The following is a 13447-nucleotide window of genomic DNA, read 5'->3' as shown; positions in this document are numbered from 1 at the left end:
GCGGGGGCGTCTGGCCGAGCACAGGGTAGAGAGAGGGACGGCCCGTTGCACGTCGAAGAGGCCCACGGCACGGAGGACCCTACTCAATCGTCCACGTTTCGCCGGCGCGGAGCAGCGCGTCGAGGTCTCCCTCCCCTCGCTCTTCAGTAACGGCGTCGAGCTGCTGGTGCACACGCTCCGCGTAGGTGGGTCGCTCGGTGCGGTGGATCACGCCGAACGGGCGGGGCAGCTGCGTGCCGGTCTCGTCGAGGCGGGGAATCGGGTCGCCGTCGTCGTCCTGCCACGACATGCGCCCGAGGATCGTGGCGAGCTCCGGGGAGGTCTCGTCGTGCACGAGGCAGTCGTCGACCGACCAGTCGTCGTCCTCCAGATCGATCACCTCGGGCTGGAGGGTGTCGAGCCGGATGCCCCTCGTGCCGTTGGCGAACGTCATCGGCTCGCCGTGCTCTAGGAAGATCGCACGCTCGTCTTTCGTCTCCCGCTCGGTGAATTCGAAGAAGGCCCCGTCGTTGAAGATGTTGCAGTTCTGGTAGATCTCCAGGAAGCCGGTGCCGTCGTGGGCGTGGGCCGCACGCATCATCGCCTTCATGTGCTTCGGGTCGCGGTCCATCGTGCGCGCCACAAACGAGGCGTCGGCCCCCAGCGCGACAGAGACGGGGTTGAAGGGGCGGTCGACGGAGCCGTGGGGCGTGCTCTTGGAGACGGTCCCCGCGTCGGAGGTGGGGCTGTACTGGCCCTTCGTGAGGCCGTAGATCTCGTTGTTGAAGAGCAGGATCTGGGTGTCGAGGTTGCGGCGCAGGACGTGAATCAGGTGGTTGCCGCCAATGGAAAGCGCGTCTCCGTCCCCGGTCACCACCCACACGTCCAGCTCCGGGTTGCTCGTCTTGAGGCCTGTAGCGATAGCGGGCGCACGGCCGTGGATGCCATGCATGCCGTAGGTGTCCATGTAGTAGGGAAACCGCCCCGCGCACCCGATGCCACTGATGAACACAACGTTCTCCTTGTCCACCCCCAGGTCCGGCAGCAGGCGCTGCACGGTGGACAGGATGGCGTAGTCGCCGCAGCCGGGGCACCAGCGCACCTCCTGGTCGGACTGAAAGTCCTCCCGGGACAGGGCCTCGCCTGCTCCGTCGCCGCCGTAGCCGGGTGGCAGCGTGGGGCCGTCGTCCTCATCGCCGTCACTGCCGGGCGACGGCGGGCCCGCAGGCTTTTTCGCCCCCGGCGGCCCCGCCGGCTTCTTGGTGCTCGGATCATCCGATTCGCCGTTTTCGCCCCCAAGCCCCGGCGGAAGATCCGGTTTTTTCGTTCCGGGCGACGTCTCCTCGTCGGATGCGCTCTGGTCCTGATCGTCGCTCCCGCCGGCAAGGCCGGGCGGAAGGTCCGGCTTTTTGGTGCCATCCGGGGTCTGTCCGTCCTGGTTGGCGTCTGCCATGTCGTCGCTCATGAATCGGTGGGTACTGGAGTAGATCGTGCGCGTCGCGCGGTTCGTGCCTCGTGGATCTCGTGTTGCCGGTCCGCCCCCTCGCGCAAAACACAACCTGCGCGACGCCCCGCACGGAGACGCACGCGGACCAAGGCCGTCGGGCGTCACGCCGGCGTAGGCGTGCCGAGGATCGTGTCGATCGTCTCCACGATCTCCTCCGCCCGGAAGGGGCGGCCCTGAATCTTGTTGAGGGGCGTAAAGTCGCGGCGGTACTGATCCCGGAGGACGCGAATCAGCTGGCCGTTGTTCAGCTCGGGGACGAGCACATGGTCGAAGCGCTCAACCACGTCGACGAGGTCCGCCGGCAGGGGCCACACGTGGCGGAGCACGACGCTGCCGACACGGAGGCCCTGGTCCACGGCCCGTTCGGTGGCCTCCTCAATTGCGCCCTTCGTGGAGCCCCAGCCGAGCACGAGCAGATCGCCGTCGGAGTGGCCGTACACCTGCGTCGGCGGGATGTCCTGAGTCACGTTCTGCACCTTCTGTGCCCGGATCTCCACCATCTTCTGGTGGTTCTCCGCGTCGTAGGAGACATTGCCGGTCTGGTGTTCTTTCTCCAGCCCCCCGAGGCGATGCTCCAGATCGGGCGTGCCGGGCCGAGCCCAGACACGGGCCAGCGTCTCCGGGTCGCGCACGTACGGCAGAAACTGGTCGTTGCCGTCCTGGTCCTTGTGGATCGTGCGCTCGGTCGCCTCCGTCTCGAAGTCGACGTCGAACGCCGGGAGCGCATCGGTGTCTGGGATGCGCCACGCCTCCGAGCCGTTGCCGAGGTAGCCGTCGGCCAGCACGAGGACGGGCGTGCGGTACTTGGTGGCGATGCGGCACGCCTCGTAGGCGGTGTGGAAGCAGTCGCCCGGCGAGGTGGCCGCGAGCACCGGAAGCGGGGCCTCCCCGTTGCGGCCGTAGACCGCCTGCAGGAGGTCGCCCTGCTCCGGCTTCGTGGGCAGGCCGGTGGAGGGCCCGCCGCGCTGCATGTTGATCACGACAAGTGGCAGCTCCGTCATGACCCCGAGGCCGATCGTCTCCGTCTTGAGGGCCACGCCCGGACCGGAAGTGGCGCACACGCCGAGGTCGCCCCCAAAGCTGGCGCCGAGTGCCGAGTTGGCGGCCGCAATCTCGTCTTCGGCCTGGAAGGTGATGACGCCGAAGTTCTTGTGCTCGCTCAGCTCGTGGAGGATGTCCGACGCCGGCGTGATGGGGTAGGAGCCGTAGAAGAGACGGAGGTCGCTCTTTACGCTCGCGGCCACCAGCCCGAGGGCGAGCGCCTCCGCCCCCCGCACAGCACGGTAGGTCCCGGGCTCCATCACCGCCTCGTTCACCTCGTATCGCGTCCCGATGGCGTCGACGGTCTCCCCGTAGTGGAACCCTTTCTCGAGGACCGTGAGGTTGGCGTCTCGGATCTCCGGCTTGTCGCCAAACTTCTCCCGAATCCACTCCTCCGCCGGTTCCACGGGCCGGGAGTACATCCAGAGGGCCAGCCCAAGGGCGAACATGTTTTTCGACCGGTCGACCTTCTGCAGCGACAGGTCCGTGTCGGAGAGGGCCTTGCGGGTGATGTCGGTCAGCGGCACTTCCTGCACCTGATAGTCGTCCAGCGTGCCGTCCGTAAGCGGATTCTGGTCGAGGTCGGCCTTCTTCAGGTCGTTCTCCTCGAAGGCGTTGACGTTGACGATGATGGTGCCGCCCGATCGCACGCGGTGGAGGTGCACCTTGAGCGCCGCCGCGTTCATGGCAACGAGCAGATCCACCTTTTCGCCCGGCGTGCGCACCTCTTCGGCGCCGAAGTGAAGCTGAAAGGCGCTCACGCCGAAGGTGGTGCCGGCCGGGGCCCGAATCTCGGCAGGATAATCCGGCAACGTCGCCAGGTCGTTCTGGGCGTAGGCGGAAGCGAGGGTAAACTGCGACCCGGTAATTTGCATCCCGTCCCCGGAGTCCCCAGCGAAGAGAACTGTAGCCTCGGGAATTTCTTTCGTGTCCGTAGTGTCGGCGGGCGCGCTCATCCGTATCGTTTAGATCCGTTCTAAATTGGCGACAGTCCCAACGCTCACCCCCACCCAAAGGTTCAGGCGTGGGGCGTCGCGCAGTGTCCTCCCCCTACTGCTTTCAACTGGGGTTCACGCCGCCGGGGCGCGCCGGTCGAGATCGCCTCTGCCGGTCACGACTCCGTGGCCTGTGCCTCCTCATCCTCGTCTGGCGACGTGTGAAGCCCACACTCCGTCTTGTCCCGATCGCCCCAGCGCCCTTCCCGCGAATAGCCGTCGGACTGGTCCACCGGCTCGGTGCACGGCACGCAGCCGAGGCTGGGATAGCCCTGGTCATGCTTCGGGTTGTAGGGAAGGTCGTGCTCAAAGAGGTACTTCCACACCTCCTTCTGCGTCCAGTTGGCCAGTGGGTTGATCTTGAACACCCCGTACTGCCCTTCCCAGGACAAGATGTCCGTGTCGGCGCGGCGCTCGGACTGATCGCGCCGGACGCCGGTGATCCACGCCCGGCGGTCGTCCAAAAAATTTCGGAGCGGCTTTACCTTGCGGAGGAAGCAGCAGCGGTTTGGGTCTCGGTTCCACAACTCGTCCCCCTCCTGCTCGGCCTGCTCGTCGAGCGAGAGCCCCCCGTGGACCCGCGTCACGTCCACGTCGAGCCGCTCGTCCAGGTCGTCGCACAGCTCGTAGGTCTCCGGGAAGAGCAGGTCGGTGTCGAGGTAGAAGACCGTCGTGCCGGGCCGGAGGTCGGCCAGCATGTGCATGATGACGATCCCCGATGGCCCGAACCCCGTTCCCTGCGCTAAGTCGTCGCCGAAGGTGTGCGTGGCCCAGTTGAGAATGGCCTTCGGGCCGTGGGGTTCAAACTGCGCGTTCAGGGCCGCCAGCCGCGAACTCGACCAGGGAGAGGCGCTTTCGTCGGAAGAGAAGGCCATTGCGGCGAGGAACCGTGGACGCAGAGCACGAAGGCTTGGGTTGGCACCCGATTTGCACCAGATTGATTCAAAACAAGGGCCTGGCGCAATGGTCGTCAACCGCCCGGGCTCGCGAAAGCGGTTCTATGAAATCCAGGGGGCCTCCGTTGCACAATTCTTTGCTGGCCGGTAACAATGTGGCTGTGCATTTTTCGGGGACACCCTCCTTCTTTTGCTTTGGCTTGGACCTTCTGGAAGCTGCCCTCAACGCCATGATTAGTTACGCCTCCACCACACGTGGCATCACGATCACTGTACGGCCCATCTACCTGGACGAGCCGTCCGATCTTCTGGAGCGCGAGTTTACGTTCGGGTACGCCGTTCATATCGAAAACGACAGCACGAACGAGGTCCAGGTGCTCCGACGGCGATGGATCATTGAGGAGGGCAACGGCGGCCGACAGGACCTGACCGGCGACGGCACGCTTCGTCCCCACCCGGTCATTGCGCCCGGTGAGACCCATGTCCATGACGGGTCCTGCACGATCAAATCGTTCAACGGGACCGTGGAGGGCAACTACCTCGTGCAGCGGTCCGATGGGGAGCAGTTCCGCGTCTCGGTTCCGCCGTTCCCCCTGCACGCCGCCGCGAATTGAAAGGGTGAGGGGCTCGGCAGTCGCCCCCCAGACACATTGACCGTCCCCCTCTGAGCCTTCGACGTTTTCTGATCAGCTCGCCACGACCTCGATCTCGATGTCGTAGTCGTCGGTCGTGAGGGTGATCGTCTGGTTCTCGTTAGTGAGCCCGTAGTCCGTGATCGCGTCCGGAAAGGTGTCGTCCGGCGCGTTCATGTTGAATAGGGCGTCGGCCACCACCTGCCAGTCTTCCGGCGTGAGGTGTACAGTGGCCTCCCGGCCTTCAGCAACCATGGGGGCGTATTCAAGCACCTTGCCGAGGTGGTTGATCGCCTGCTTGAGGTGCTTGTTCTCGGGGATGTCGGAGTCAATGTCAGCCATGTCGGAGGCAGCAGCGTCCGTGGAATACTGAGTGGCTGCGCTCAACGAGGGGCCTCGGCGGCGCGTTCCCGCTGAGAGGGGTGGAGCATGGGGGATCGGAAGCAAAGGTGCAGGGCAGAGCGAAGCGTGGACCAGTGGTTCTCGTAGAAGAGCACACTGCCGGCACGGCTCGTACCGACGGGCGCGTTCACCTCCCGCTCCGTCCTACAACCTGCGTCCCGGTTGCCGCGTTAGGGGCTCTCTAGAAATGCCTTCCGCACGATCCTCTGTACTCGCGCGCCCTCGGCCCCATGCAGCAGTACCTCGACTACCTCCAGGACATCCTCGACCACGGCACGCGGCACGAGGACCGCACCGGCACGGGCACCATCCGCGTGTTCGGGCGACAGCTTCGATTCGACCTGACCGACGGCTTCCCGCTGCTCACCACAAAGCGAGTGTGGATGCGCGGGGTCACGGAGGAGCTGCTCTGGTTCTTGCGAGGCGAGACCAACATCCAGTCGCTCGTGCAGGCCGGCGTGTCAATCTGGACGGACTGGCCGCTCCAGCGGTACCGCGAGGCCACCGGCGGGGAGATCGACCGGGAAACGTTCGAACAGAACATTGCCGAGGACGACGCCTTTGCCGAGCGGTGGGGCACCCTCGGCCCTGTCTACGGCAAACAGTGGCGCGACTTCGAGGGCCCGGACCGACGGGTGGACCAGATCGAGCGGCTCGTCCGCGGCCTCCGCGAGAAGCCCCACTCGCGCCGTCACGTCGTGAGCGCCTGGCATCCCGCCCAGATTGAAGACGCCGCGCTTCCGCCCTGCCACTACGCATTTCAGTGCTTCGTGGAGGGGGAGCCGGGCGACGGGCGGCTGTCGCTGATGTGGCAGCAGCGCAGCGTCGACAGCTTCCTCGGCCTTCCGTTCAACATCGCCAGCTACGCGCTGCTCACGCACATGCTGGCCCAGCAGGCCAACCTCACGCCACACGAGCTCATCTTCAGTGGGGGCGACTGCCACATCTATCGCAACCACGTCGAGCAGGTTGAGAAGCAGCTCAGCCGCTCCCCCCACGACCGCCCGACGCTCCGCCTTCGCGAGCGCGACTCGATCTTCGAGTACACCGCCGACGACGTGACGATTGAGGACTACGAGCACCACCCCGCCCTGACGGCCCCAATCGCCGTGTAGAACATGCGGCCTGCCTCAGAACGAGATCTGCATCCGCGTGAGGAGCAACGTCTCGGCGTCACGGGCCGGGGCCGCCCCAGGGGCCTCAAACCCAGTGCGTTCCATTCCCAGCATAAAGCGCACCATGGTGTTGGGGTACCAACTCAGGGTGAGCCCCCATGCCGTTGCCCCCGACGCCGCGGTGGGTGCCGCAAAGGCCGGAAACGCCTCGTCGTCGAACGTAACCCCGTGGACACGTCCTCCCAGTTCGATCGCGCCCGTCCCCCGCTCGGCACCGAAGGGATCGTCGGGGACCACCTCGCCCTCTCGGGCGTCCTCCCCCGTCAACACCACGGCGGCGCTGGCCTGCCACGCGCGATGCGTGAGGGGCTCTTTCCCCGACCCGCGCCGTGCCGTCTCGGTCGTCACCGTGTACTCCCCGAGTAGCTCCACCGGCCCCGCGTAGAACCGCGCCTGCGGTGCCACCCGCCACCGCCGGCCGTCCGCCCGCACCCCGTCTCGATACCCAAAAATCGACTGCCGGCCGGTCGTGCGAAGCCCCGTGAGCGCCGGCGTTGCCCCCGTGCCGGTCACCGTCCCCACCGTCCCGGCTAGCCCCACGCCGAGGCCTTCCCATACTTTATTCGTGCCCGCGAATGGAACGGCAAACATCCGTCCTGCGACCTCTTTCGCATCGTCCACGTCGTCCCCCGGCTCCGTAGCCCCCGGAACGCCGTTGAAGAGCCCAAGCGCGTACTGCAACCGTCCCGTCCCCGCGTCGCCGGCAAGCATGACGCCCACGTCACGCTCCGGGACGAGGCCCGATGGAAACCCCCGCTCAACATGCATCAGTCCCGTCGACGACGCCAAGACTTCCAGCCCCACCGGCACGTTAAACCGGCCTATGCGCAGCCGGAGGGCCGGTGCAAATCGAGCCTCGACGAACGCGTCGTCGATCTCAGGGCCGCCAACTCCGAAGTCGCTCCGGATACTGAACGCGAACCGATCGTAGACGCGTCCCTGGAGGCGCGGTCGGGCGCGCCGGAGAAAGAAACGGTCGGCCCCCGCCGGTTCAGTGGTGCCGGGAAGGAAGCGCGCGTCGGCGTAGAGGTCGCCACGGAGACGAAGTGCAAACGCACCGTCGCCGGAGACGACCCGAAACCCCTCCTCGCCCGCCTGCACCTTACCACTCGCCTCCGACGCCGGGCCCGTCTGCGCCATCCCTGCACTTCCTACCCCGACGAGGATCAATGCCGCGAGAAGAACGACGAACAGACGCAGGGGAGCGGCACTCATGGACGACGACGGTCTGGGAATTCGGGTAGCAGCTGCAAGATTACGAAACTGTTAACCGAGTCTACCGATCGCACCCAAGAGTGTTACCGGCCCGCGACTACACGTAAAAATTCCGGAGACTGCTCGGGGTCAGAACGGCAGCGCCGTCTGCACACGGTAGTAGAGCTGCACATCGTCGCGCGTCCCCACCTGGGCGGCCGGCTGTGCTACTCCCAGGGCGTGCCCGATGCGCACGCCAAACAGGCGCAGGGCATTTTTGACCTCCACGCCCGTGCCGAGCTGCCGCGTCCCTCCTCGAAGATCGGTGTCCCGCCACACCATGCCCCCATCCACAAACGCCGAGAGCGTCGTGTACCCGAGGCCGACGAGCCCGAGCACCTCGGTCTGCAGACTGGGCGCAACGGGCACGCGGTACTCGGCACGGCCAAAGGCCACCCGGTTGCCCAACACGTACTGCCGAAAGCCGCGCACCCGCTCGGCGTCGCCCAGCGAAAACGGCACGGCGCCGGGCAGGGGCAGGTCGATCGCGTCGTAGCGCGAGAAGCCGACGTAGTCTTGGGGAAACGACGCTCCGGTCTGGGCCTGCAGCCGCCCGTGGAGGTAGAGCCGATGATTTCCGATGCTCGGATACACGGCGTATCCCGCCACGTCCCCCCGCAGGAACGAGCTGTCGCCCCCCAGCACCTCGGCCGCCCCGGTGGCCCGGAGCCGCAGGCCCCATCCGTCCAGCGGATGCACAAGGGTGTGGCGGTAGGGCGGCCGCTTCCGACGGGTGAACTGGAGGCGGAGGCTGGCCTGCTGACCGGCCTGCGGGGGCGCGAGGCCGTCGGGGAGCGCCGCGAACACATTCGGGGTGAGCGGGTCAAGGTCGGCGTAGCGCAGCCGCGCCGACACCGACGTAGACACGTACGGGCGGACCCGCCAGTCGAGCGGCCACCGCGCCGTGAGGTCGCCCCCGGTCCGGTCTTCCACGAGCAGGTTGCTCCCGTAAATGCGGGCCGAGGACGAGGCGCTGAACACCGTGAGGCCCACCGTGGGCTCGAACTGCCGATTCAGGTACGACGCTACGACCTCGCTTCGTGTCCCAGTCTGGGTAAGGGAGAGGCTGCCCACCGCGTTGAGGGTGTGTGCGCCCAGCGGCTCGGTCCAGGAGGTGACGCCGGAGAGGCCGATGTCCCCGTTCGACGGCGTGTAGTACGGCAGCGCCACCGACGCCCGGTGCGCAACGTGGCCGAGGGCGTCGTAGTCGCTCCGGGCCTCGATGAGCGACGGGTCGGGGGCCATCGCCCGTGGAATGGTTCGGGGCGGCTTCGTGGCGGTCCAGGCCGCGTACGCCTCGGGCACCGACGGGGCGGCGGACCGGGCCGTGCGGGACGCCGGAACGCGGAAGGCACCGTCGCGCGCCTTCGTCAGGGCCGTGGCGGTGACCAGGGCCCCACCCGACCTGGAGGTTTCCGGTCCGAAGGCCGAGTCGGCCGGCACCCAGTCGTGGACGGTGGCGCCCCGGACGAGGTGGGTGGCCCGGCGGTGGGTGTCGGTCGCCGCGTCGTAGACGAAGGCGTTGGGCACGCCGTCGCGGAGCGAGGTATACGCTAGGTGCGCCCCGTCGGGGCTCCAGACCGGGCGCCGATCATCGGAGCCGGGATCGGTGAGGGGCGTCAAGGCCTCCGTCCCCAGGTCATGAAGCACGAGCTGGCGGCCGCCGTCGTCGTCGACACGGGCGAGGGCCAGGGTGTCCCGCGACGGGTGCCACCGGGCAGCCGTGATCTGCACGTCGCCCTCGTAGTCGGTCACCGGCGTGGTGCGGCCGGTTGCGTCGGTTCGCACGTGTACGTTTGCCGTGCCGTCCTGGGTCGCGACGAACGCGAGGCGCTCCCCGTCCGGGCCATACGTGGGGGCCGAGGTCCGGCGGCCGTGCGTGAGGCGGCGCTCGTCGGTCCCGTCGGCGTCCACCACAAACAGATCGTCCACGAGCGAGCCGTGCTCGGCCCGCGTCTGTCGGCTAAACGCGATCCGCTCGCCGCTGGGGTGCCACGCCACGGACGGTTCGATCGCCCCCTCCGCCACGACCTCTACACGGCCCGACGAGCGATCAATGACGTGCAGCCGGCGCACCGGGCGCTCCGGCGATAGCTGCGTGAGCGCGGCGATGCGCGACGTGTCGGGGCTATACGCCAGGTCGTCCACGTACTGCCCCGGCACCGCAAGCGTGTCGGTGCGAAGGGAGTCGAGCGTTTCGAGCTGACCGGCGAGCGTGTTGTAGTACACGTTCACGTCCCGCCGCCACTGCTCGTGGAACGTCTCGTAGGACTGTCCCACGGTCGCCCGGAAGGCATCGTCGAGGTCGTGGGCCTCCGCGAGGCCGAACAGCACGTCCTTCTTGTGGTGGAGCAGGGCCGTGAGCGTCGAGTCGCCGTGCTGCTGGGCGAAGTAGCGCACCTGGCTGTGGCCGGAGGCGTACAGGAGCCGTCCGTTCCGGAGCGACCGCCCGTCGTTGTAGGAAAGGGCGTCGTCGAGGACGGCGGCGCGGAGCCAGCGCTCGCCCCGCTGCGCGTTCCACGTCTCCGCCTGGTACTGCGCGAGCCCTTCCGTCCAGACCCGTGGAAACGAGCCGCCCAGGGCGAGGGCCCAAACCCCCAGGCCCGACCGCACCACCTTGTAGTGGAAGATGTGGGTGAGCTCATGGGCGAGCACGAGGCGGAGCCAGGAGGTCGCCCCGGAGAAGGAGGCGGCCCAGTCGTTGGTGTTGACCCAGATGTCGGTGTAGCCGGTGCCAAACGGAACCGCAAACCCGTTGACGATGGCGTCCTGGTCGCTCAGATAGACGCGGATCCGCTCGTCAAACGTCACGTCCAGGTTGGCCGACAGGGTGTCGTAGGTCGTCTCCGCGATGGGGGCCGCCTCCGCTGCGATGCGATCGAGGCGGGCGGGGTGTACGATCTCGAAGTGCTCCGTCGTCGCCACACGCCAGTCGATCTCAGGGTGGTTGCGGCCGGTGACTGTGCTGAAGCTCTGGGCTTGTGCGGGAAGGCCGACCGCACCGCAGAGCAGGAGGACACAGAGGACGTGACGGGGCGTCATCGCGTGGTTGTGTGTCGGCGTTTGAGCATTGGGGAGAACGCGATCCGCTGCGCTCAGCGCGTTGGGAACCGCTTCTCCGATGGGAGCCTGTGTCCGACCGCACCGGCAGCGGTCGGCTGTTCGGCGGTCCACATGGGCTGTGTCGAGACCTGCCCTCCTGCGCAGGCGGACGGGCTGGGCGGAGCGCCCGCCGCTTGGGATGGAAACGCGTTCACAGACTGAGCTGCTCGCGGAACGCACGGGACCGACGACGCGACAGCTCCACCTCGGTCCCGTCGCTCAACGTGGCCTTCAGCTTGTCTTTCGACCACGGCGTCACGTCGTCGACCCATCGCAGGTTGAGGATGTGCTGGCGGCTGGCCCGAAAGAAGCGGTCGGGGTCGAGTCGGTCCTCGAGGGTGCTGAGGGAGCGGTGGATGAGCGGCTCCTCGCCGTCGAAGTAGAGCCGCGTGTAGTTGCCCGCCGCCTCGAACAGGCGGACGTCCGCCAGTTGCACGAACCAGCACCGCTCCCCGTCTTTGACGAACACCTGGTCCTCGGCCCTGAGGGGCGTCCGGGGCTCTTCGTCGTCCGCCGCCACGGCCTGGGGCCGGCTCTCGGTGGCCCGTTCCTGCACCGTCTCAATCGCCTCCTCCAGCCGCTCCGGCTCCACCGGCTTCACGAGGTAGTCCAGCGCGTTCACCTTGAAGGCCCGGATGGCGTACTCGTCGTAGGCGGTGACGAAGACGACGTGCGGCACCGCGTCGAGCCGCTCCAGCAGGTCGAACCCGCTGTCCTCTGGCATCTGCACGTCGAGCAGGAGCAGGTCCAGATTGTTCTCGTGGATGGCGGCCTCCGCCTCGTCGGCGTTGGCGGCCTCGCCGGCCACCGTCACCGCCTCCTGGGGCTCCAGCAGGCGCCGGAGCTCCCGGCGCGCCAGGCGCTCGTCGTCAACGATGAGGGTGCGGAGCACAGGGGGGGACGCCATGCCGGATGCTGCAGGGTTGTGCGGTTGAATGGCAGGTTGGGACCGGGCTTTGTTCTCCGGTCAGTCGCGGGCCAAGACGGAGGCCTCCCCCTGCACCACAGGCGGTTCGGGGACGGCGCGGACCGGGAGCACCGCGGTGGCGGAGACGGTCTCGGCGTCCGCATTTTCCACGGTCAGCGACGCCTCCGTTCCAAAGAGCAGTTGCAGCCGTTCGCGGGCGTTGTCCAGCCCGGTTCCGCCCTCCTCCGTGTCGAGGGTGCCGGGATTGGTCACGCAGATGTGGAGGGCCTCATCCACCACCGTGCCCCCGACCGTGATGACGCCGCCCTCCTGACAACACGCCACCCCGTGTTTGATCCCGTTCTCCACGAGCGTCTGCACCAGCATGAACGGGACCGGGTGCGACCGTGCCTCGTCATCTACCTCAATTCGGTGGCGGAGCCGATCCTCGAAGCGCACCTTCTCGAGCGCCAAGTACGTGCGCACGGTCGACAGTTCCTCCTCGAGGGACACGGTTTTCATGTCGTCGGCCTGAAGGGTGCTCCGCAGCAGGCGGGCCAGGCGCGTCACCATGCGCTGTGCACGGTCCGGGTCCTCGGCGATCAGGGCCCGCACGCTGTTGAGGCTGTTGAAAAAGAAGTGGGGGTTCAGCTGTAGCTTTAGGGCCTTCAGCCGCGCCGTCTCGGCCTGGGCCTCCAGCTTCCACTTGTCCACCTCCGCCCGCCGGTAGTTCCAGAAGTAGTGGACGCCGAAGTAGATCAGCGACCACAGCATGAGCAGAATCCACCCGTTCACGACCGAGGCCAACAGCATCCCGGTCTGCGAGTCGATCTCCTCGTAGAGGTCCAGTTCCAGCACGTAGCGCCCCATGCCGTCCACAGTCAGGTACAACAGAGCCGCAACCCCTAGGGTCGCCCCCACGACCCGCGGTGCCAGCTGCCCCAACGACATCTGCATCCATCCTCTTCGCTTGGCGGCGTACCGGTAGAGATGGGTGTACAGCACGCCGGCCACCACGAGGACGGCGTAGGAGGCAGCCCGCTCCCACGTGATGGGCTGGAAGAAAGAGATCAGGGTGATGCGCATCACCGCGTATCCGGCCCACCCGCCGAGCTGACAAATCCAGTAGGCGTATGTCCGAGACATCGGCAGAAAAAACCGTTGGCCTGAGTGTAGAGGCCCCAAACGGGTCAAGTGGGGCGTCAGGTTCAGGGAAAACCCGTACTGTGTGATGTCGCCGGTACGCCGGTATTCACGAGGACCGCCTGCTCCGAGACGAGGGCTCACGGGCGGCGGCTTTGCCCACCCTCATCGCTCGTCGAACGCATATCCCGCTCATCGACCGTAGCTCCCACTCGTCAAAGATCCCTTGCGCCGACCGGAGACGGTTCATAGACTTGTTAATGTTATTCTCGTAGTCCACTTTGCGTCTTTGCATTCCCCCAATGCAGACGGGCGGTACGGAATTGAGCAAGGGGGACCGAACCATACCCTATACGGATTTTCAGAGCGGTGGGGCCCCGAAGCGTCCCGGTCGAGCTGCGACCGGGGCCTTCG

10 protein-coding genes are annotated in these 13447 nt (G+C 67.0%); 2 read left to right on the top strand and 8 right to left on the bottom strand.

Annotation, left to right across the window (positions count from 1 at the left end; all coding sequences use genetic code 11):
- Window positions 1-79: 79 nt before the first annotated feature.
- From OJB03_RS01810 to OJB03_RS01800, 3 genes are all read right to left on the bottom strand, one after another.
- Window positions 80-1444 (bottom strand): thiamine pyrophosphate-dependent enzyme, encoded by a 1365-nt coding sequence (locus OJB03_RS01810; RefSeq protein ID WP_263784728.1) that lies wholly within the window; start codon window positions 1442-1444, stop codon window positions 80-82.
- 143 nt (window positions 1445-1587) lie between these two features.
- On the bottom strand, window positions 1588-3483 hold the full coding sequence (locus tag OJB03_RS01805) for a 2-oxoacid:acceptor oxidoreductase subunit alpha (RefSeq protein WP_263784727.1): 1896 nt from the start codon (window positions 3481-3483) through the stop codon (window positions 1588-1590).
- 155 nt (window positions 3484-3638) lie between these two features.
- Window positions 3639-4397 carry a phosphoadenylyl-sulfate reductase gene (locus tag OJB03_RS01800; RefSeq protein WP_263784726.1) on the bottom strand — a complete coding sequence of 253 codons (759 nt, stop codon included), beginning with the start codon at window positions 4395-4397 and terminating at the stop codon, window positions 3639-3641.
- A 251-nt stretch (window positions 4398-4648) separates the two neighbouring features.
- Between OJB03_RS01800 and apaG the strand changes: the two genes are divergently transcribed.
- Window positions 4649-5032: a Co2+/Mg2+ efflux protein ApaG gene (gene apaG / locus OJB03_RS01795; RefSeq protein WP_263784725.1), complete on the top strand. Its 384-nt coding sequence runs from the start codon at window positions 4649-4651 to the stop codon at window positions 5030-5032.
- 72 nt (window positions 5033-5104) lie between these two features.
- Here the strand turns inward: apaG and OJB03_RS01790 are convergent, their stop codons facing one another.
- Window positions 5105-5392, bottom strand: coding sequence for a hypothetical protein (locus OJB03_RS01790; RefSeq protein WP_263784724.1), 288 nt, complete (start codon window positions 5390-5392; stop codon window positions 5105-5107).
- A 290-nt stretch (window positions 5393-5682) separates the two neighbouring features.
- Between OJB03_RS01790 and OJB03_RS01785 the strand changes: the two genes are divergently transcribed.
- Complete coding sequence (locus OJB03_RS01785) at window positions 5683-6567, top strand: thymidylate synthase (RefSeq protein ID WP_263784723.1); 885 nt, start codon at window positions 5683-5685, stop codon at window positions 6565-6567.
- Between the two features lie 15 nt (window positions 6568-6582).
- Here the strand turns inward: OJB03_RS01785 and OJB03_RS01780 are convergent, their stop codons facing one another.
- The 4 genes from OJB03_RS01780 to OJB03_RS01765 form a co-directional block, all read right to left on the bottom strand.
- Window positions 6583-7842, bottom strand: coding sequence for an OprO/OprP family phosphate-selective porin (locus tag OJB03_RS01780; RefSeq protein ID WP_263784722.1), 1260 nt, complete (start codon window positions 7840-7842; stop codon window positions 6583-6585).
- Between the two features lie 129 nt (window positions 7843-7971).
- The gene (locus OJB03_RS01775; protein ID WP_263784721.1) at window positions 7972-10923 is read right to left on the bottom strand and encodes a BamA/TamA family outer membrane protein; all 2952 of its coding nucleotides are present in this window, start codon (window positions 10921-10923) and stop codon (window positions 7972-7974) included.
- A 211-nt stretch (window positions 10924-11134) separates the two neighbouring features.
- The gene (locus OJB03_RS01770; RefSeq protein ID WP_263784720.1) at window positions 11135-11890 is read right to left on the bottom strand and encodes a LytR/AlgR family response regulator transcription factor; all 756 of its coding nucleotides are present in this window, start codon (window positions 11888-11890) and stop codon (window positions 11135-11137) included.
- A gap of 60 nt (window positions 11891-11950) precedes the next feature.
- Complete coding sequence (locus OJB03_RS01765) at window positions 11951-13036, bottom strand: sensor histidine kinase (protein WP_263784719.1); 1086 nt, start codon at window positions 13034-13036, stop codon at window positions 11951-11953.
- Window positions 13037-13447 lie beyond the last annotated feature (411 nt).

Origin of the sequence: Salinibacter grassmerensis (assembly GCF_947077765.1) — a bacterium.
In the GTDB taxonomy this organism is placed as follows: domain Bacteria; phylum Bacteroidota; class Rhodothermia; order Rhodothermales; family Salinibacteraceae; genus Salinibacter; species Salinibacter grassmerensis.
This window is presented reverse-complemented; position numbering and strand designations above follow the sequence as displayed.